9 protein-coding genes are annotated in these 21,589 nt (G+C 46.9%); 7 read left to right on the forward strand and 2 right to left on the reverse strand.

All coding sequences use genetic code 11. The features are described 5' to 3' along the window. Window positions 1-149 precede the first annotated feature (149 nt). Window positions 150-2,369 carry a hypothetical protein gene (locus tag GVN20_RS03510; protein ID WP_166556982.1) on the reverse strand — a complete coding sequence of 740 codons (2,220 nt, stop codon included), beginning with the start codon at window positions 2,367-2,369 and terminating at the stop codon, window positions 150-152. A 58-nt stretch (window positions 2,370-2,427) separates the two neighbouring features. Then, window positions 2,428-4,674 carry a regulator gene (locus tag GVN20_RS03515; RefSeq protein ID WP_166556983.1) on the reverse strand — a complete coding sequence of 749 codons (2,247 nt, stop codon included), beginning with the start codon at window positions 4,672-4,674 and terminating at the stop codon, window positions 2,428-2,430. 352 nt (window positions 4,675-5,026) lie between these two features. On the opposite strand from GVN20_RS03515, the gene GVN20_RS03520 reads away from it, so the two are divergent. The 7 genes from GVN20_RS03520 (at window position 5,027) to GVN20_RS03550 (ending at window position 21,574) form a co-directional block, all read left to right on the forward strand. After that, on the forward strand, window positions 5,027-5,569 hold the full coding sequence (locus tag GVN20_RS03520) for an RNA polymerase sigma factor (RefSeq protein WP_114459919.1): 543 nt from the start codon (window positions 5,027-5,029) through the stop codon (window positions 5,567-5,569). A 319-nt stretch (window positions 5,570-5,888) separates the two neighbouring features. Next, window positions 5,889-9,254 carry a SusC/RagA family TonB-linked outer membrane protein gene (locus GVN20_RS03525; RefSeq protein ID WP_166556984.1) on the forward strand — a complete coding sequence of 1,122 codons (3,366 nt, stop codon included), beginning with the start codon at window positions 5,889-5,891 and terminating at the stop codon, window positions 9,252-9,254. A gap of 30 nt (window positions 9,255-9,284) precedes the next feature. Then, complete coding sequence (locus tag GVN20_RS03530; RefSeq protein WP_166556985.1) at window positions 9,285-10,922, forward strand: SusD/RagB family nutrient-binding outer membrane lipoprotein; 1,638 nt, start codon at window positions 9,285-9,287, stop codon at window positions 10,920-10,922. A 235-nt stretch (window positions 10,923-11,157) separates the two neighbouring features. Beyond that, entirely contained in the window at window positions 11,158-14,439 is a 3,282-nt protein-coding gene (locus GVN20_RS03535; RefSeq protein WP_166556986.1) for a SusC/RagA family TonB-linked outer membrane protein, read from the forward strand. Window positions 14,440-14,469: 30 nt separating this feature from the next. Beyond that, on the forward strand, window positions 14,470-16,155 hold the full coding sequence (locus tag GVN20_RS03540; RefSeq protein WP_206023185.1) for a SusD/RagB family nutrient-binding outer membrane lipoprotein: 1,686 nt from the start codon (window positions 14,470-14,472) through the stop codon (window positions 16,153-16,155). 345 nt (window positions 16,156-16,500) lie between these two features. Next, entirely contained in the window at window positions 16,501-19,914 is a 3,414-nt protein-coding gene (locus tag GVN20_RS03545) for a SusC/RagA family TonB-linked outer membrane protein (RefSeq protein WP_166556988.1), read from the forward strand. Between the two features lie 22 nt (window positions 19,915-19,936). Next, window positions 19,937-21,574, forward strand: coding sequence for a SusD/RagB family nutrient-binding outer membrane lipoprotein (locus tag GVN20_RS03550; protein WP_166556989.1), 1,638 nt, complete (start codon window positions 19,937-19,939; stop codon window positions 21,572-21,574). Window positions 21,575-21,589 lie beyond the last annotated feature (15 nt).

Below are 21,589 nucleotides of genomic sequence, written 5' to 3' on the forward strand. Positions count from 1 at the left end.
GAGAAAAGTGGCGGGTATGGTACGAGAAGTAGACCCTTACAGGGTAATAAAAGTGGGGGTGGAGGCTGAAAACGGAAGGATAAAAACAGTAAAAGGTTGCAACTGCCTATGAAGTAAGCGATTGCAACCCTTTTGCTATGTATATAAAGTTACTTTTTCGGGGCGCTGATGACCTTTAGGTAGCGGCCCATCCAGTAGGGCAGGAGCCAAATATCGCCAGCGCTGTGCTCAGAGGTGCCGTTGCTGCCCGTGCGGTCGAGGTTGAACATGTTGCCGTTGTGGCGCTGTACGGGGCGCTCGTCGGGTGGGAGCACTTCTTTGAGCGTTTGGTTGCGGAAATTAGGCGCTAATTTTTCCACGTCTTTGCGGTGGCTGTTGGAGATGGCCCAGTCGATGAGGTCGAGGGGGTGCTCTCTTAGGTACCAAGCGGCTTCATTGAGGTCAAATTCTGACGTGCCCGTCAAAGCCGTGAAAATGTTCCAAGCTCCTTCTTTTTCCGGGCGTTCGATTTCCCAGTGGTCGATGATGGCCTCTTTGTATTTGGCTTTGAGCGTGTCGTTGAAGGCATAACGGTACAGCCCCCAATAGCTCACAAAATACATTTCGTCGTCGGAGTGATTCCAGCCGTCGGAAAGCAGTTTGCTGAGGTCGTCGGCTTCGCCGGGCGCGGGGCCGATTTCCTTCATGGGGCGCATGAGGTTTTCCAAATACCCATGCTTTTGCATTAGCTCAAGCGCTTTTTCTTTGTAGATTTCTTTCTTGGTGAAATGATAGGCCGTTTGCAGCATCGCCGTGATATTGGATGATGTAATCTTACGGTCACCCACGTTTTTGGGCATGGCATTGACGTATTCTGGACTCCAGCGGCCCCAAGTGGTCGGTTTGCCATCGTAGTCAATGAGGTAATAATTGTTCTTTACGATGTGGCCCATCAGGGTGTCAATCAGCGTAATGGCGCGACTTTTCATGTCGGGGTCGTCGATTAGCTCGGCCATGGCTCCGAACGCAAAAATATGCCCCACGGCTTCGTCGCTGCTGGTGGTGGCTTTCCAATCCCATTCGGGGTCGGCGGCGTGTTGCCAGCGCTCGGGGTCGGCAAGTTGGGAAATGTACCCGCTCCGCTCAAACGACCGCGACGGAAATCCAGGCACAGGGTTGATGGTGTAGAGGCGCTCCATGGCGTCGAGTGCTTCGCGGCAATTTTGGAGAGCATCTTGGTCTTTGGTCACGGCGTAGCGGAAAATCTCGCCCCCCAAATACATCGAAGTCCACAAGCCGTCGTTGTCGGAGTCGGCGAGGTAGCCAGAAGCGATGTTTCCTTTTTCCATGTTATCCAAAGAGGCATTAAAACCATTGCGAATGTGGCGGCTGCGTACCTGCTCTTCGTAATACATGGCTTTTTCTTCCAAGGTCATTTGTTTGAAACAAATCTGTCCCAAACCCGCCGTGGTCAACACCAACACGGATTTGTTGGGGCCTTCGGCAATATGAACAACGCTGTTGCTCGGTAGCCAGCGCTCGCCGTTGTAGTAGTCAAATTTGCCGTCGCTGCGGAGAGCAAAAGCGCCGTTGGTGGTGCCAAACCACACTTTATCGCCGATGGTATCCACGGCCGTAATTTCGGTCCACGGAAGTTTTTTACGGATTTCACCCACTTGTTTTTTGGTGGCAATATCCCATTCGATGTAGCCGTCGGTCGTGCCGACGAAGAGCTTTTTGCCATCGTCGGTGATGTCGAAGGCCGTGAAAGCGGCACCCTGAAAAGCGTTGGTCAGTTGATTGCCCGCCAAGGTGTGCAACGATTTTTTACCCAAAATCCAAAACACATCGGCGTCGGCTTGGTAGCGAATCGAAAGCACTTCGTCGCCACCCAAATCGCCTTTCCAAAGCGAGGTCGAATCTTTGAGGAGTTGCAGTGATTTGCCGTCGGAAACCAAAAACGTAAAGGCTTTTCCGCCCGCAAAAATTCGGGAGGCAGGAAGGGCGTGTTTAGAAAATAGCTTGCCAGCCCAGGCATTGCTCAACACGGTTTTGTCGTCCAAAAACACGAATTGATTTTCGTACACGCCCAGAGCGGCGATTTTTTTATCTTTCAACGGACGATACGTGCCGTCGGTTTGGAGCTTGCCGTGGTACAAGAATTGCCCGTCGTAGGGCTGAAACAGACCCGCACTCGACAGGATTTTTACCACGCCGTTGCGGTCGCTGAAGGCCGAAAGTAAGGTGCCGTTGGTGGGTTCGGAATAATATTTGACGCTGTAATCCTGCCAAAAGGGGACATCTTCGTAGACGGGTTGGGTGGTGGTGTTTTTGCTGCACGAAAGAAATAATCCAAGACAACACAGCAATAGAAAGGTGGTTGAACGCATTTTGAGTGAATTACGAGTTATGAAATAGGATTGGTGAATGTTAACTGATAAATGAAAGTTATCGTATCATGCCGAGGTAGCGGCCCATCCAGTAGGGCAACTGCCAGAAAACGGGCTCTCGTTCGCGGTGCGGGTCGCCTCCGGCCGCGGTCCAGGGGTTTTTGTCCCACCTTACGGTCATGCGGATGCTGGCTGGTTGGAGAATGTTCACCTGTTGGTCTTCCAACACGGGTGTTCGTACAATTTTCAGGTCTTCGCGTTGGGTGTGGTCGATGGGCCAGTCGATGAGATCCAGCGGGGTATCGACCAGAAAATCAACAGAGTTGGCGAGCTCCACTTTTTGGTTTCTCGAATAGCAATAAATAAAATTGATGAGTGGATTTTGGTCAGCTTTGCGTTTTTCAAACCATTCATCCATGTGTTTTTGGTAGAAGGCCAAGCGTTGCGGGTCTTTTTCGCATTTTAATAAAATCGGGTAAATGTACGCCTGTAACACCACATCAAAATAGATAAACCACGCAGGATTTTGGAGGATTACTTGCGCCATGTTTTCCAGATAATGTTCCTTTTCGATGAGCCGCAGGTACTCGCGTTGGTATTTGTCGTCGTTGGTCATGTAATGCGCCAACTTCAGAAAACCCAACAGTTCCATCGAGTTTTGATTTTTGTCAGGGGCCCATTCCGGGTCGCGGTTGAGTTGGTCGGGCGACCACACCGACCAGCGCGTGGGCTTTCCGTCAATATCCACAAAGTTGTAATTGTGTTTGATGAGGTAATCCATGATGCGCGCTACGTGCTTGCGCACGATTGCTTTTTCGGCTTCGTCGGCCACCAGTTCGTAGTAAAAATAATAGCTAAACATGTGTCCGCACATTTCGTCGCTGCTGGTATCGCCTTTCCAGAGCCATTTGCCATCTTTGGACTTCCGCCAACGCACCTCCACGGGCTTGAAGCGCGGCTCTTTGACCAATTCGTCGGCTAGTTCTTGGGGAGAAAAGCTACGGTTTTTGTCGTGAAGCATGCCTTTCCAATCATTAGGAACGATTGTTCTGGCAAAAAAACCTTCGGTATCGGTTACTTCCTGCAATAGTTTCAGAAATCCAAAGGCCTTTCGGGCATTTTCTTTGGCGTCGGGACTTTTGGTAACAGCGTACCGAAAACACTCCATGGCGAGGTAGTTGCCCGTGTATTCGCCGTCGTTGTCATCGTCTTCTGGTTGCCAGGTGGTGAGGTCGCCCGCTTTTTCTAAGCGGCACTGGCCCGCAATCCACGGGGCCCGGATGTGGCGTTTGAGGAGTACATCGTGGAAGTAATCGTTTTTTTGCGCCAAGGTCATTTTTTGGCGTTTGATAACGCTCACCCCTTTCTTGGTGGCAATCCAGGCATTGCCATTTTGGTCAAAATCAATGTCAACCACGTGGTCGTCGAGTAGCCACCTGCGCGTAAACCGCAATGAGTGGGTGCCGTTTGGATAATAGCGAACCACGCCTTTCTCGGTGCCGACCCACATCGTACCGTCGGGCGCCGCCTTGACGCACGTGGCGTACACGGTGGGGAGGCCTTCGGCGGGAGTGATGGTCTGTATTTTTTTTCCATCTTGAATGACGGTTACTCCCCCCAAACCTCCTGCCCAAATTCGTTGCTGGGCATCTGATGCACTACCTTTTATATATGCGCTCAAAAGCTCATTTTTATTCCTGAAAATTCTGGTTTTTTCTACCTTATTAATATTATATAATCCCACGTCGCTTGAGAGCCATAAATTCCCTTTGGCATCAGTCATGGCATGGCGTACCGAACGGGGAATCTCCCAGTCTTTTTTTACAAACCGCTGCCCGTCAAATTGCCAAATTCCTTTGGGCCCGATGGCTACCAATCCGTCCTGCGTGGGGCAGAGGGCAGAGATGGGTGCTTCTACACCCGCGAGGCGTTCGAGTTTTTGGTTGTGAAACCGATAGATGCCTTCCCAAGTACCCACCCACGCCACGTTATTGGCGTCAACGGCGACTGAGAAAGCGGGCCCCTTTGGCGCCTCGGTTGGGAGGGCGGTCCAAGCGGATTGTTTGGCGTTTTTTACAAACACCCCCGCTGCGGTGGCAATCCATACGTTGGCGTTTCTGTCGACGGCAATACTGCGGACCTCATTGAGGGCGGAAGCCGACGGATGGACGGGGTACGCTTCGTGAAACTCCTGCCAAAATGCCGTGTCTTGATAAGAGGACAGCGGGCTGACTTGACCGCAGACATAGCTAAGAGGGGGCAAAAACAGGATGATTAGAATACTTTTTTTGAGGAACGATTTCATTTTTGGCTGGGAGTCATGCACAGATATTACTTCGTTCGACCGGGTGCAGGCTATTGAGAAGGCGTCAATTTTAGCGAATAGGAAAATTTTTGTTTTTTGGGAGGGGTGATACAGCGCAATGTTCCTCGTTGATAAACCAATTGTTATGGCTAAATGATAGTTTTACAATGGTTTATAGGCTTTTATTAAGGATATATTACTTCTTTGATATTTTGCGCGATTTGAGGATATATTTACGCAATTTGAGACGGTTTCCCGAAAATAAGGGTGTAATTTTACTTTCACAATTCTAAGAATAAGTAGTCCTTTTACAATCTATACCCAGTTTTAACCTTTCCCAAAAAACTACACCATGGCCTGTATCAGCGAATATACCCTGCGTAAAGTAATCCAAGGTGATCAGACTGCCTTTGCGGAGTTGTACAACCACTACAAAACCCCTGCAATTAAGTTTTGCGTTTCGCTCGTCAAAGATGAAGAGGAGGCAGAAAACATGCTGCATGAGGTCTTCATAAAGATTTGGGAAAAAAGAACCCAGATAAATCCAGAGCTAAACTTTAATTCTTATTTGTTTACGTGTTTGCGTAATTTGGCCTTTGACCATTTCAAAAAAATGGAAAAAAGCCATTTTATTCGTCAGCAGTACATGGAACGAATGGAAGATAGACACATCGATGAGATTGAAACCGAAGAGGCAAAGATTGTGCGCCTACGTTCGGCCATTGATTCGTTGTCGGAAAAGCGAAAAATCATTCTGAAGCTGAATGTGGAGGAAGGTAAATCATATCAGGAGATTGCAGAGTTGATGCGTATTTCAAAAAATACCGTCAAAAATCAGTTGGTTAAAGCCAAGCAATTTCTGCGCGAGCGGGTAGACATGGCAGCTGTTTTATGAGTTACTTTTAAACATTAGAGGAAATAGGGATGGTTTAAATATACTTTCTGGTTCTTGCTAATGGTGCTTGTGTACCCTTTAGCAATCTTTTTTTTTCTTCCGAATTATCTCATACTGCTGTTTTATATAGGATGCTCTTGGCTTGATGCTTTACCATCAAGCCAAGAGCATCCTTCTTTTTTGCCTGAAAATCAAGGAAAAACGTGCCCGTTGTGCATGCGTTTTTTAATCAGTTTTTAATCTTCGTTTTCTAGTACTTTCCCTTCATAGGCCTGTATCTTCTGTACTATTACAATCACAACTGAAATTTTTAATCTAAATGAACTACAACTCTACTTTGCAGCGTATGCTAAAACGCCTGCTGATGACAGCAGTGGTGGTGGGCGGTTGCATGGCATTGGCCAATGCGCAAGTCCGTACCATCACGGGTAAAATTACCTCTAAAGAAGACGGGGCGGGAATGCCAGGTGTAAACATCGTTCTAAAAGGCACACAGCGAGGAGCCAGCAGTAACGGTACAGGTAACTATTCAATTGAAGTTACTGGAAACAACCCCATATTGGTTTTTTCTTTTGTGGGATACAAGATGACAGAAATACCCGTCGGAACTCGGAGTATAGTGGATGTAACGATGGAACCAGGCGCTGAAAATCTCCAAGAGGTTGTGGTAACGGCTTTGGGTATCAGTCGGGAAAAACGTTCTCTGGCGTTTTCGGTGGGTGAATTGAAGTCTGAAGACATCGTCAAGGCTGGTAACCCCAACTTAATGAAGTCGCTCGACGGGAAAGTGAGCGGGGTTAACTTGACCAATATCAGCAGCGACCCTACTTCTTCTGTATTGGTCAATATACGGGGAACTTCCGCAATGCCGTCTTTGAGTGACGCCAACGTTGCTTTAAAAGGCCAGCCTTTGTATGTTATCAACGGTGTGCCCGTTGGTACACAGTCGTTTACCAATAAAGATGGAGTAGACTTTGGAAATATCCTTTCGCAACTCAACCCAGAAGATATTGCTTCTGTAACCATCCTGAAAGGCGGTAGCGCTGGAGCACTTTATGGTGCAGAAGGTGGAAATGGCGTGGTGATGATTACCACCAAGTCGGGCGCTGGACTCAAAAAAGGCATCGGGGTAAGTTTTACCACCTCCGCCACCGCCGACAAAGCGTACCAGTTCTTTCCTGAGCAATTGGGCTACGGACAAGGTGAAAGGGCCTACGAATGGCAATATGACAATACCGATACTTGGGGGCCTAAGCTCGACGGTAAATTTTCGGCAAATTATTGGGACGTAGCTGCAAAACAATGGAAGAATGGCCCGATGTTTTCGGCCAATGAAGACCGCGTAAAAGCCTACCTTCAGACTGGAAGTACCATGACTAACACCATTGGCGTGACGGGCAATTATGATAAAGGCTCTTTCCGCTTTTCGGTTTCGGACATGAACAACAAAGGTGTGATGCCTAATACCAAAACGGACCAAAAATCATTCAGCCTAAATACTACCTACAACCTGACCAAAGATGTACGGGTGTCGGTGAGTGGAAGCTATATCAAAACGTTTTCGCCCAACAAGGCCAACAGCACGGGTTCTAACAGTGTACTGAACGATTTGTTGTTTAACATTCCGGCCAACTTACAGCCTCTCGACCAAATGAGAGATTACTGGATGCCAGGCTTTGCGGGTATCCGTCAAAACGGTGCCATCATGAAAGACAACGGAATTGACGTTTCCCAAAATAACCCTTGGTGGATCACGTACGAAAAAATCCACAAGTTTGCCCGTGATAACTACTTCGGCAAAGCCCAGTTGGATTGGCAATTGTCTAAACCTTTTTCCTTGATGCTTCGTACGGGTATGCAGAATGTGAAAGAAAATTATGAGTTGAGACAATCATGGGGCGGCAAAGGCGATGCCTACGGCCAATTTGTTTCGGGTTCCAACGGTAGCATTGAAGCTAATACTGACGCCATCTTGACCTATAACAATACATTTGGCAAACTATCGGTCACGGTAGCTGGTGGCGGTAACTATCGGTACACCAATGCTACTTCGATGGAAATCATCGGTGGCGATTTGAGCTCACCTTCCCTCTTTACGTTGGGTAATATCAAAGCGGGTACTTTGACCGTTAACGGAAATCCGTACTTGGTGGGTAAGTCAGAAAGTTTGTATGGCACGGCCAATTTTGGCTATGACAACCAGTTGTTTCTAGAAGTAACCGGACGTAATGACTGGAAAGGGGCCTATTCGCAAGAGAAAATCAGTTATTTCTATCCTTCTGCTTCGTTGAGCTGGGTACTTTCTGAGACTGTTAAACTTCCCACGATATTTAACTTAGTGAAAGCCCGCCTTAACTACGCTGACGTAGGAAACGGACTGGTTCGTCGTCGTTCCATCGACACGTATAGTTATGACGCCAGCCCTTGGGGTTCCATCAATACCGTCAGTTTGAATGCCTCTATTGTGGATCCAAACCTGAAAGCTCAGCATTCAGTGTCTAAAGAAATCGGGACCGATATCTGGATGTTGAACAACCGCATCAAATTTGATTTTACGTATTTCATCAAAGACCAAAAAGACCAAATTGACAATATCCCGTTGGTGCAAGGAACTGGCTATACTGGTTTATTGACCAACATCGGCGATGTGCGCAATAAAGGCTTTGAGTGGGGGTTGACCTATACACCCATCAAAACCAAAGAGTTGACTTGGGATATTTCGGCCAGCTTTACCCATTATAAAGCTACAATTACTCGTTTGTCTGACAAATTTGCTCCTGCGGGTTATGTATTTGCGAGCTACGATGGCAAAACCAAAGTGAAAATCGCCGAAGGAGAAGTGATTGGGAGCATTTACGAAGAAAACCCAGTGTTGAGAGTAAAAACGGGAAAATACGCTGGAATGCCGTTGCTGGATGGTAATGAAGGGAAAATTCAAAAATCAAGCGACGAAAGAGACCGTGGTAAATTGGGTAATTTCAACCCAGACTTTATTCTCGGTTTAAACACAACCCTTAAATACAAGCAGTTTACGCTTGGATTGGTAGGTAGCCTGCGCAAAGGCGGCAAGTATGTGTCTGTCAATCAGCAATATGCCGAGTCAAATGGTCGTGCTACCACGACGTTGGGCGCGGGAGCCAACAACCCTTATTGGGTAGGAGGACGTGACGCCGAAAACGGTGGCTTGGTTTGGCCAGCCGAAGGTGCCAGCGAGTACGAGGCTATCAACAGTAACAACGATGATAAGCGGTCTAATTTTCAGGATGCTAGCTACGTAAAAGGAGTATTTCTGAATCCAAATTACACGGGCGACCCCGCTAAGGCAACGGATGCGGACTATATTGTGAACGGAGAGAATCCTAAAAACACCTTCTACGATTTCCCTTACAACGGATACGGCGATATCATCTGGAACTTTTCGGCCACCAGAACCTACGACGCTACCAATTTCAAAATGAGAGAAATCACCCTCGCGTATACTTTGCCAAGAACATTGACCACAAAGTACAACCTCAGCAACGTCACATTTGCGCTGATTGGTAGAAACGTGTTTCAGTGGAATGCCTCGGGCCGTAACGAAGACCCCGAATCAGCGTTTAGTGGAGTGGGTACAAACCAAGGAATTCTCCGCGCTACGTTGCCAAGTATTCGTTCTTATGGCTTTAAGCTCTCTCTTGATTTTTAATGTTTAATACCCTTTGTAACAACAAGATATATGAAATCCTTTTTCAAAATAGTCGCAATGGTCTTACTCGCGGGGGTGTTTTCCTGCAGTGATGACGAGTTACGGATTACCGATACCGTACAGCAGTTGGATGCGGTAGAATCAGTGAATGACCCTTATTTGTTGGCTTCCGTCATTAAGCAAACGTCGCTTTTTTACCAAAATATGAGCTTTGATAACCGCCGGCTTCCGAGCGCGGTGCAGCACATGCAAAGCAACTACCAAAGCGGCGACAACTTTTATTCGGGCTTCAAATCGCCAATCGACGATATGTATGCCGCGATGAATATCCTGAAGTTGGTGGATGGTTCTATTGGTTTAGCCGACAAAAGAGCCTCAAAAGCCCACAAAGGCATATTTATTACTTTCCGGGTGTTGCTGTTTTCATTCATGACCGATTTTTACGGAGACGTGTATTATTCGGAAGCCCTAAAAGCCCGTGAAGGAATTTTATATCCTAAATACGACAAACAGCAGACAACGTATAACGGTTTGCTCAAAGAATTGGATGATGCTACCGCCCTGATTACTTCGGGCACTGAGCCGATTGATAAGAGCTATGACCTGATGTTTGGTGGTGATAAAACCAAGTGGATAAAGTTTGCCAACTCCCTTAAATTGCGACTGTTGCTTCATGCGTCGGCCAAAATGCCTGATGCTGGGGCCAAAATGGCGGCCGTGGCTAGTTTGCCGATTTTTACGGAAGCCACCGACAATGCCTCAATTTCCTACGTAGGTGTAACGGCCGATAATTCTTGGAAAGGCGGAACCATCAACTGGGGTTCGGTCGATGAATTTAATAAAAGAAGACCTTGCAAAACATTGGTGGATAAGTTGACGGACTTGAATGACCCTCGTTTGGCTATCTGGGTAGCTCCTGTGGAGAATCCTTGGACAACCGATAAAACCAAAAACGGTGTTTCGGTAACCACGACTGACCCGAATGGCTTTACGTATACTTCAAAATGGGAATACCTCGACCGTACCAACAAAGACATTGCCGCGCAAGCCTCCAACATTACAGATACCGACAAATTATACACTGGATTTATCGCTGGGATGTTGAGTGACTGGAAAAACGGGAATGGTCACTACAACACCGCAGCTGGCGGTGTGGTCGGTAACTTTAAAGTATCACAGTTTTCGCAGTTGTTTCGTCAAAACAAACACAACCTGCTGAAGGCCCAAATCATGAACAGTGACGAAGTACAATTCATACTGGCAGAAGCCGCTGCCAAAGGCTTGATAACGGGTAGTGCTGATGCGTATTATCGCAAAGGAATCACCAATTCATTGCTGCGCTGGGGGGTAAAACAGGCAGATATTGATACCTATTTGAAACAGGGAAGTATCGCATTGCCAGCCGATAAGGCGGGGCAATTGGCCAAAATTGCCGACCAAAAATGGCTTTCGCTGTTCCTTGTTTCGTCAGAAGCGTATCTTGATTTACGCCGGTCAGGCTTACCAAATATTTTCAACAACGGACGTTTGAGCGGCTTTCCGTTCCCCCTCCGCTACCGCTACCCAGGCAATGAGCTAGGGCAAAACAAAACCGCTTATGACCTCGGAGTAGGTTCATTGACCCCCGCCGTTGATGACCAATTCTCCAAAATTTGGTTGCTACAATAACCTTTTTTACCGTCGGGGAATGACTATATACGTTTCCCGACGGTCTTTCTTGTCTTCTATAATTTTCTTCAAAATTTATTAATTTAACTATAAAGCGAGTCTTTTTGATTGATTGAAAAAAGGCCTCTTTTCGAGTTTTAAGCGGTGTTTGTTAAAAAAATAACACATCGCGAATAGCCTGTTTGTTAGGTTATTTCGTACCTCAGGTACTAACTAACTAAACATTGCAAGCTATATGAAACACTTTTTTCTATTCCAACGGACAATCAGGCGATTGCTTGTCGTGGGATTGGTATTGGGCATGTTTTGCCCTGCTGTTCAGGCCCAGAACAGAGTAATCACAGGTAAAGTCACTACCAGCGAAGACGGTACTGGAATGCCCGGCGTTAACATTGTTTTGAAAGGTTCGCAAAAAGGAACCAGCAGTAATGCAACCGGAAATTACTCCATCGAAGTAAACGGGGCCAATCCAGTGCTCGTATTTTCGTTTGTGGGTTATGATGCTGCTGAAGTGGCAGTAGGAAACCGCAACGTAGTGGATGTCTCGTTGACCCCAGGTACCGAAAACCTCAACGAAGTAGTGGTGACGGCCTTGGGTATCAAGCGTGAAAAACGCGCCTTAGGTTATTCTGTAGGCGAGGTGTCGGGAAAAGACATCGTCAATGTACCCCAAGAAAACGTGCTAAATGCGCTCTCTGGACGCGTAGCGGGGGTAACCATCAACCAAACCAGTGGGCCAGGGTCTTCTGTCAGTGTAATTATTCGGGGAGCTACTTCGCTGAGTAACGACAATCAGCCACTTTTTGTGATTGATGGAGTACCAGTAGCTAATAGTCTAAACAACTTGCGCTCCATGGGCGACCGCAACAACGTAGACTACGGTAACGCCATTTCTGACATCAACCCTGACGATGTAGAGAGCATCTCAGTATTAAAAGGCCCAAGTGCGGCCGCTCTTTACGGCTCTCGTGCTGGTAACGGGGTGATCTTAATTACGACCAAATCTGGTAAAAAAGGCAAAGGCGTAGGCGTTTCATTCTCGACAAGCAACGTTTTTGAGACTCCTTACCGCTTCTTAGACTTCCACTACAAATACGCCAACGGTAACAGAAATGCACGTCTTGACGAAGCATCTGCTTACTGGGCAGGACCGGAATTGGACAAAGGTATTTTAGCTGCTCAATGGAATAGCCCATTGGATGCCAATGGCAACAAAATTCCGACTGAATTGAAGTCTTACAAAGACAATATGAAGAATTTTTTGCAAACGGGTATTACTACGACAAACAATATCGCCATATCGGGTTCTAACGACAAAACAACCTATCGGGTGTCGTATAATTACATGAAGAATACGGGGCCTATTCCCAATTCAGACTTGAACCGTCACTCTTTATCAGCGGCTGGAACGTACGATATTACCACCAAACTAAAGTTAAATACAAATCTAAACTTCGTACGCTCTCAGTCAGACAACCGCCCTTCTACTGCTAACCGTGGTGCTAACCCACTGGAAGCGGTATATCAATGGTCACACGTTGATGTGCGCGAACTGAAAAACTATTGGATACCAGGACAGGAGCAAATCAAACAACTATCGCCTTCCAACGGTGATAACCCCTATTTCTTGGCCTATGGAATCAACAACGGCTTCAATCGTGACCGCATTTACGGAAATATGAAGCTGGATTATCAAATTACTTCAGAATTGAGTGCCTTCGCTCGCGTATCGCACGATATGTTTGTGGAAGACCGCGAAACCAAAATCCCGTGGAGTTATAGCCGTGTTAGAAATGGAGGATACTACTTACAAGGCATTGGTCGGAAAGAAACCAATACGGATTTCTTATTGACCTATAAAAAGAACATCAAGGCGATTGACTTGAGTGTATCGGGAGGAGGTAACTACATGACTCAAAACTACAAAGAAGATTACATGGGGGGTAGTATTTTGACGGTGCCAGGGCTGTATCGTGTTTCGAATATTCCATTGGCTTCGCTTCAAGTAAGTAATGCTAGTAGCAAAAAAGAAATATACAGTATTTATGGAATGGCTTCATTGGGTTACAAAAATATGCTGTATGTAGACTTGACCGCCCGCAACGACTGGTCGAGCACGCTCCCTGCCGAAAACCGCTCATATTTCTATCCATCGGCTTCGGTAAGCTGGTTGGCAAACTATACGTTCAATCTGCCTAAATCAATTTCATTGCTGAAATTCAGAGCAGGCTGGGCTCAGGTAGGTAACGATGCTAACCCTTACCAATTGGTACCTACGCTGGGTACTGGTACTTGGGGAAGTTTGATTACGACGGGTGTACCAAGTACGTTGCTTAACGCGCAATTGAAGCCAGAAATCGCGACCTCTACTGAGGTAGGAGTTGATTTAGGTTTCTTTGAAAACCGCTTGCGCTTTGAAGGTACTTACTATTATCTAGAGAACAAAAACCAGATTTTGGGTATTACTACCCCTTCTTCTTCGGGTTTTGGTAGTAAGCTAATCAACGCAGGTTTATTGGCCAGCAAAGGGTGGGAAATCAATTTAGGTGGTAGCCCAATTCGCGACAAAAATGGTTGGAATCTGGACATTAACGTAAACTTTACCCGCAACCGTACGACCATCAAAGAACTGACCGAAGGGATGGACTTTTATACCCTTTGGGATGACAACAATGGGGGGGCCTTCACCTTTGTTGGGGAAGAAGTCGGGAGTATCTATAGCCGTGGCTATGCACAGGTTACAGACCCAAGCTCGCCTTATTACCGGTGGCCAATCCTCGATAGAAACGGTAGCTGGATTCCTGTAAATGACCGCAACGCACGCGAAAAAGTGGGAAATTTCAACCCTCGTTTCATTGCGGGTATGCAGGCTACACTTTCTTACAAACGCTTCTCATTGGCTGCTAGCTTTGATGCTCGCATCGGTGGAAATTTCCAATCGTACACCTACCGTTACGGAGAGTCTGACTGGAAATCGCAGCGCCAAATTGACAACCTGATTGCAGGTGGGTTGTACTCAGAGGCAGAATTGGTGGCCCTCTTGAAATCAGATCCTGAAAAATACATCATTCCTCAAAATGGAAACTTCCCACGGGTAGGGGGGTATACCAAAGCAACGGGAGGTATGGGTGCTGACGGAGACGGTGCGTTTGTACCAGGTGTGATTCTTCAATCTGATGGTACTTACAAAGAGCACCTAGGTGGTGCTGGAACAAATATCTATCCTATCTCAAATACTTTTGCCTGGAGCTACAACAAGCAAATCACGTTTGATGCTTCATTTATAAAATTGAGAGAACTCTCTTTCGCCTATAACATTCCTAATGTTGGTGGATTCCGTAATGCCAGTATCTCAATATTTACCCGCAACTTGATGCTCTGGACTGCTTCAAAAATTGGCATTGATCCAGAAAGAGCGTTCCAAGCTGATGGCGGTCGTTTTAGACAAGGTATAGAACTACAAAACGTAATGCCTTGGACAATGCCCGTTGGATTTAAATTAAATTTCAATTTGTAATAATCTAACATTCCAATCATTTCGATGAACATGTTAAAACTCATATCAAAATCAATATTGGTTCTTGCGATAGTGGTTGTGTCTTCTTGTGAAGATCGCCTGTCTGAAATCAACGAGAACCCCAACGGGATAGACCCTGCTTCGGCTAATCCGAACTTGGTGATGCCTGAAGTAATGAACTCTGCGGCCCGGGCTTATCTGGAGCTTGGCTACGGGGATGTGGCTGGGGTTGCCCAACATATCCAACACGACGGCTGGTTTGGTGGAATCAACCACTACGAATGGGGGCCGCAAGACTGGAGTGGCTGGTATAACATGCTTCGTAACAACGAATTTATGTACAAGCGCTCAGTAGAACTCAACTACAAATTTCACCAAGGTGTAGCGCTCACCATGCGCTCGTTTATCTTTGGCGTAATTACGGACTTGTGGGGAGATGCACCCTATACCGCAGCGGTAAAAGGCGACCAGTCAAATGAGTTTTTGAAACCAGCATTTGATAGCCAAGAGGTGATTTACAAAGGAATCATTGCTGACTTGAAAGCGGCTTCGGCGCTTTTTGCCACCAAAGATGCCACAGGCTATACCGCAGGATACGATATTTTCTACGCGGGAAATCCTACGTCATGGCAGAAATTTGCCAACACACTTTTGTTGCGTTATTACATGCGGGTTTCCGACAAGATGCCCGCTGAAGCCAAAGCCGGGATTGAAGCCATCTACGCATCGGGAGTTTATATGAAAACCCCTGCCGAAGATGCCACGATGAGCTACATTGGTGCTACAGCGGGTAACTCATGGCCAGGTGCGGTAGCTTTTGACCAAGAGCAAACTAATTTCAGAAGAAAAAAACCTGCGCAAACGTTAGTAAATGCACTTTTAGCTAACAATGACCCTCGCTTAAAAGTATGGATTTCTCCCGTACATGTGCGTTGGGTTGCTGATGAAACCCTCACGATCGACGTCGAGAAGTTTATTCGTAAAGACGGTGTTCCTCAATCAGTAAGCTATCTTACCGATCAAGTACTATTGCCTGAAATAAAAAAAGGGGCAAAGTACACTCGTCACTACAATCCCAAACTTTATAAAGGGGTAATCGATACAAATGAGTATGTAGGAGTGCCACCTGGCCTTATTCAACCAGATACCCACAATAACAACCCAACCCCCGGGCAAGTGGTACAAAACCAGCACGTTTCTCAGTTAGCTGAAATCTACCGTGGCAGCAGCGGTGGCCTGTTGAGAGCACGTTTGGCCTCATCGGCTGAGACGGCCTTCATCTTGGCCGAAGCCGCTCAAAAAGGCTGGGCCGTAGGAACCGCCGCTACGCACTACAACGCAGGTGTGAAAAACTCCCTCGAAACTTGGGGCGTAGGCTCACAGTATGATGCCTACATCGCTAAGCCTGGTGTAGCCTACAACAATACGTTGGCGCGTATCATGGAGCAAAAATGGATTGCCAGCTGGACCGCCGCCACCGAAGCATGGTTTGATTATCGCAGAACGGGCCTTCCGGCACTCAAAGCGGGTCAGGCGTCGGCTGAGCCAGTATTGCCCGTTCGTTTCAACTACGGCGACAACGAAGTAAACTTCAACCGTACCAATGCCGACGCGGCCATCAATAAACTTGAGACCACAAAACACTCAGGTTTGAGAGGGAAAAATAGCCAATGGTCAAAACCTTGGATTGTACAAGGAACCAATAAACCTTGGTAGACAAAGTCGAAGATTAGTTTAAATGTACAATTGGTAGTATGCTGAAAGGCGGGGGAATATTCCTCCGCCTTTCGTTTTTTTAGGATATTTTTGAGACAGGTTTTGGTGTAAAATTTTTCGGTTAATGGTATTTAACGCTCAAGTATTTATTGTTAATTTGTTGATAATCAATAAAATAATAAAAATGTTTTTTTATAAAAAAAATAACAAGATTATCTCAATATTATAATATTTTTAAATTATCGTTAAATAGTACATTTTTTTGAAATAATTCTTCATGCAGAGTAGTCTGATTAATGGGTTTGTGGGTATTGGAATATAGAACTTCTTTAACCGATAATAACCATGATTATTAGCTCTACTTTTCTACAACGTACGTTGAGGTGTTTGCTTAGTTTAACAGTGGTTGCAGGGTTATGCTTCTCTACGGCGATGGCGCAAAGCCGAACCGTAACTGGCAAAATCACATCCAGTGAAGACGGTACTGGTATGCCTGGGGTAAATATTATTGTAAAGGGAACCCAAAAAGGAACCAGTACCAACGGTGCAGGTGCGTACTCGATTGAGGTGTCGGGCAACAATCCAGTCCTGATTTTTTCCTTTGTGGGTTTTACCGCTCAGGAGGTAGCCATTGGAGCCAGAAGCATCGTGGACGTTTCGTTGATGCCAAGTGCTGAAAACCTCAGAGAGGTGGTCGTAACGGCCTTGGGTATCAAGCGGGAAGAAAAATCGCTGGGATATTCGGTAGGTAAAATTGATAGCAAAGAACTGAACCGGGTAGCGCAAGAAAACGTCTTGAATGCAATGGCCGGCAAGGTGGCTGGGGTTACGGTAAGTTCTACAGGCGGCACTGGTTCGTCGGTTAGTATGATTATTCGGGGCGCTACTTCATTGGGTAGCGACAATCAGCCCCTGTTTGTCGTCGACGGGGTGCCGCTGGCCAATACCCTCAACAATATAAGTCAGGTAGGAAATGACAACCGCGCCGATTTTGGCAACTCCATTTCCAGTCTAAATCCCGACGATATTGAAAGCGTTTCGATTTTGAAAGGACCCAGTGCGGCGGCCCTTTACGGTTCGCGTGCGGGACATGGTGTGGTTTTGATTACGACAAAAAACGGGGCCAAAGCCAAGAAAATGACCGTTTCTATTACGTCTAATACCGTTTTTGATAAACCGTTTAAGTTCTTGAAATGGCAAACTCAGTTTGGCCCAGGTCAATTCTCGGCCATTCCGCCCTCAATAAGCGGGACTCCCCTGAGCAATCCGTTTGGGGCGCTTATTCAGGAAAATGTGGGGGCTACCTACGGGGCGGCATTGGATAAAGGTTACGAAGAAGTGCAGTGGAACAGCCCGCTCGACGCGAGCGGAAAACCAATCAAAATGCCGTTGGTTTCGCATCCCAACAACGTCCGAAATTTTGTACAGACGGGTATTACTACTACCAACGGCGTGTCGGTGGCCAATAGCAACGATAATTATAGCTATCGTTTATCGTATTCTAACATGCAGAACCGGGGCATCATCCCCAATTCTGATTTGTTCAGAAACACCATCAACTTGAACACGTCGGTGAAGGTGAATGAAAAACTCAGAATCAGTACGAATCTTGACCTGAGCCGTTCTAATTCTAACAACCGACCCGCTGGTAACCGCGGAACCAACCCCTTGCAATGGGCGTACGCCGTTTCGCCCCACACCGACATCAAAGACCTAGAAAACTATTGGTTGCCGGGTCAGGAAGGACTTCAACAACGCTCACAGTTCAAAGGAATTTACAATAACCCCTACTTCTTGGCAAACGAGGTTAACAACAGCTTTACCCGTGATCGGGTATTTGGAAACATCCGGGCTGACTGGCAAATCTCGCCGTCGTTCAGCCTGATGGGGCGTTATGCCGTTGATACGTATAATGAAAACCGTGAGTTGAAAATAGCCAACAGCTACACCAACGACCCGCGTGGTGCTTATGGCCTCATCAATATTGCCAATTTGGAAACCAACGCCGACTTTTTGGCGACCTACAAAAAAGACATCAAAGACTTCAGCCTGTCGCTTTCAGTGGGTGGGAACTCCCGTTATCAGCGGGGTTCAAACGTCACCAACGCCACCAAGGGAGGCACTGGCTTGATTGTACCGGGAGTGTTTAACATCCAAAATATTGCACCTGCCAACTTAGATTATAACAGCAGTCGTTTCCAACGTGCTATGTACAGCGTGTACGGATTGGCTAATTTTGGTTATAAAGACATGATTTTTCTGGACGTAACGGCCCGTAATGATTGGTCGAGTACGCTACCTGCCGCCAACCGCTCGTATTTCTATCCTTCGGCTTCGTTGAGCTTATTGGTGAACGAAATGTTGCCTTTGACGAGTCAAATCAGCATGTTGAAATTGAGAACAGGTTTTGCCCAGGTAGGAAATGACGCCAATCCGTACCAGTTGCTCGGTTCATTAGGCAACGCGGGTACGTGGGACGGCATTCCGCGTTTGTCAACGCCCGGAACGCTCCTGATTGCCGATTTAAAACCTGAAATCGTGACCTCCTACGAAAGTGGGATTGACTTAAACTTGTTTAAAAATCGTCTGAGATTCTCGGGTACGTATTACATGGTTGAAAACCGTAACCAAATCCTGAGCACCAAGTTGCCGCCTTCGTCGGGTTATTCATCCAAAAACATCAACGCTGGTTTGCTGGTCAGCAAAGGCTTTGAGTTGAGCCTCGGCGGAACCATCGTAGACAAAAATAACTGGAGATGGGATTTGACCACCAACTGGACGCGCAACCGCACCACCATCAAATCGCTTTCGGATGATTTGCCCTACTATACCTTGTGGCAAGATGCCAAAGGAGGCGCGTGGACGTACGTGGGCGAACAAATCGGGGATATTTATGACGCCAAAATCGTAACGGTCGAAAACAAAGAATCACCGTATTTTGGGTATCCAATTCTGGACCAAACGGGTAAGTGGCAGTCGATTGACGCCATTAATACCAAAAACAAAATCGGTAACTTCAACCCTAAATTTATCATGGGGTTGCAAACGTCGATTTCGTATAAAGGCTTTAGCTTGAGTATGTCGTTTGACTGGAGAAATGGCGGAGATTTTGTTTCTCAAACCTACCGCTATGGCGAAGAAAACGGACAGTCGCAGTTGTTTTTGGACAAACTCATCAATCCTAACGGTTTGACGGGTCAAGCATTGCGTGATTATTTGGTGGCAAATCAGGATGAACTCATTCGGATTAACGGAAATTATTTTCCGCTGGTGGGTGGTCCAACGCCTGATTATGGCGGCTATCCGTTCAAATACGGCCCCTACACCTTGCCGCACGGTGGGGTGTTCATTCCAGGTGTTATTGCTACGGGTTACGATGCCAATGGAAACCCAACTGGCTTCAAAGAAAACCTCGGCGGAGCGGGCACCACTATCCTGCCGTTTGCGGGTAGTACGGCTTGGTCGTTTACCCGGGCATTTTTATACGATGCTTCTTTCTTGAAACTGAGAGAAATTACGTTGGGCTACGACCTACCCCAAAACTGGCTGCGGAAAGTGGGCGTTCAGAGTGCCAACTTCTCAGTTTATAGCCGTAATATTATCCTGTGGACGGCCGCTAAAATCAACATTGATCCCGAAAACGCATTCCAGCCAGAAGCGGGGATTCAGGGTGGTAGCCAATTCAAACAAGGGATTGAGCGCTACAACGTCAATCCTTGGGTGATTCCGGTCGGCTTCAAATTAGGCTTAACTTTTTAAGAAAACATAAACGGATAAAGTGATGAAATTCAACACACTCAAATTTACCTGCTTCGCGGTTTTGTTTTCCTGTACGGTGTTTTCCTGCAAAGACTTAACCGAACTAAACATCAACCCCAACGGGGTAGACCCCGACAACGCCAACCCAAATTTGGTGCTGTCTACGGTGTTGACCGAAACGGGAAAGGCATTCGTCAACTTAGGGTATCAAGACATCGCTGGGGTAATGCAACACACCCAAAAAGACGGCTGGAGCGGTGGCCACAATGACTATGATTGGGGCGGAAGTCAGAGTTGGGCAGGGTATTACGACATCCTGCGCAACAACCAATACGTGTACGACCGTGGCGTAGCCATCAAGTCGGAGTTGCATCAAGGCATTGCTTTGGTGGTGAAGTCTATGATGTTTGGGTTAATTACCGATCTTTGGGGCGATGCTCCCTACTCGGCAGCGTTGAAAGGCGCCGTGGGTGGTGCTGAAAATACGTTCCCTGCCTATGATTCACAAGAAGCCATTTATACGGGTATTTTAGCTGATTTGGACAAAGCCAATACGTTGCTTTCCAAAAATGCCACGGAATACACCGCTACCGTCGGAACCGCCGATGTGTATTATCAGGGCGCGCCTGCCAAATGGCGAAAACTGGCCAATTCGCTCGCGCTGCGTTATTATATGCGTATCTCTGCCAAAAAACCAGATGTAGCCAAGGCGGGTATTGAAAAAATCGTAGCCAATGCCACGCAATACCCCATCATTACGGCCATAGCCGATGATGCCGCCATGCCATTTGCGGGCAACAGCAACGATGATTCGTGGCCAGCCAACGCCATTTATGACGCCAGCGAAAGTAATTATCGCCGGATTAAAATGGCCGCTACTTTGGTAGACAGACTGCTTGTTTTGAAAGATCCGCGTTTGGGTATTTGGGCCAATAAGGTTAAAATTCAAATCGTAGTTGACCCTGCTCTTCCAAAAGGAACGGATAAAATAGAAGGTAATAAACGCTTTCTGGCACCCGACAAAGTAGCTGGTAAAGAATACAATACCAACGAATACGTGGGACTGCCAACGGCGATGTTGGGCGGACCTACCTACAACCTTAGCCCCACGGCTGAGCAGGGAGCCAACAATCCACACGTATCGTGGTTGAGTGATATTTATCGTCAGGCCAAAGGGCCGTTGCTTAAATCACGGCTGATGTCGGCGGCTGAAGTGCGCTTTATATTGGCCGAAGCCGCCTTGAAAGGATGGGCAGCGGGTGATGCCAAAACCCACTACGAAGCAGGCATAAAAGCCTCGTTGGATACGTGGGGTGTGGGCAGTAGCTACGCGGCCTATATCGCAGGAGCGGATGCTAAATTTGACGGTACGTTGAAGCAAATCATCGAGCAAAAATGGATTGCGAGCTGGACGGCTGCGCAGGAAGCTTGGTTTGACTACCGCAGAACGGGTTTCCCCGAATTGAAAACGGGTAATCAATCAAAGCGCAGTGTTTTGCCAGTGCGTTTTTATTACATGCTTGACGAACGTAATTTGAATAAAACAAATGCTGAATTGGCCATGAGTAAGTTGGAAACAACGCCTTACTCAACCGTTGACGGTAAAAACAGTCCTTGGTCCAAACCGTGGGTCATCCAGGGTACGGGCAAACCGTGGTAATTTTTTGGGTTAGTT

Source organism: Runella sp. CRIBMP (assembly GCF_009905605.1).
GTDB lineage: Bacteria > Bacteroidota > Bacteroidia > Cytophagales > Spirosomataceae > Runella.

Coding starts and splice junctions, on each gene's coding strand:
- GVN20_RS03510 (WP_166556982.1), bottom strand. CDS start 2,369: ATGCGTTCAACCACCTTTCTATTGCTGTGTTGTCTTGGATTATTTCTT.
- GVN20_RS03515 (WP_166556983.1), bottom strand. CDS start 4,674: ATGAAATCGTTCCTCAAAAAAAGTATTCTAATCATCCTGTTTTTGCCC.
- GVN20_RS03520 (WP_114459919.1), top strand. CDS start 5,027: ATGGCCTGTATCAGCGAATATACCCTGCGTAAAGTAATCCAAGGTGAT.
- GVN20_RS03525 (WP_166556984.1), top strand. CDS start 5,889: ATGAACTACAACTCTACTTTGCAGCGTATGCTAAAACGCCTGCTGATG.
- GVN20_RS03530 (WP_166556985.1), top strand. CDS start 9,285: ATGAAATCCTTTTTCAAAATAGTCGCAATGGTCTTACTCGCGGGGGTG.
- GVN20_RS03535 (WP_166556986.1), top strand. CDS start 11,158: ATGAAACACTTTTTTCTATTCCAACGGACAATCAGGCGATTGCTTGTC.
- GVN20_RS03540 (WP_206023185.1), top strand. CDS start 14,470: ATGTTAAAACTCATATCAAAATCAATATTGGTTCTTGCGATAGTGGTT.
- GVN20_RS03545 (WP_166556988.1), top strand. CDS start 16,501: ATGATTATTAGCTCTACTTTTCTACAACGTACGTTGAGGTGTTTGCTT.
- GVN20_RS03550 (WP_166556989.1), top strand. CDS start 19,937: ATGAAATTCAACACACTCAAATTTACCTGCTTCGCGGTTTTGTTTTCC.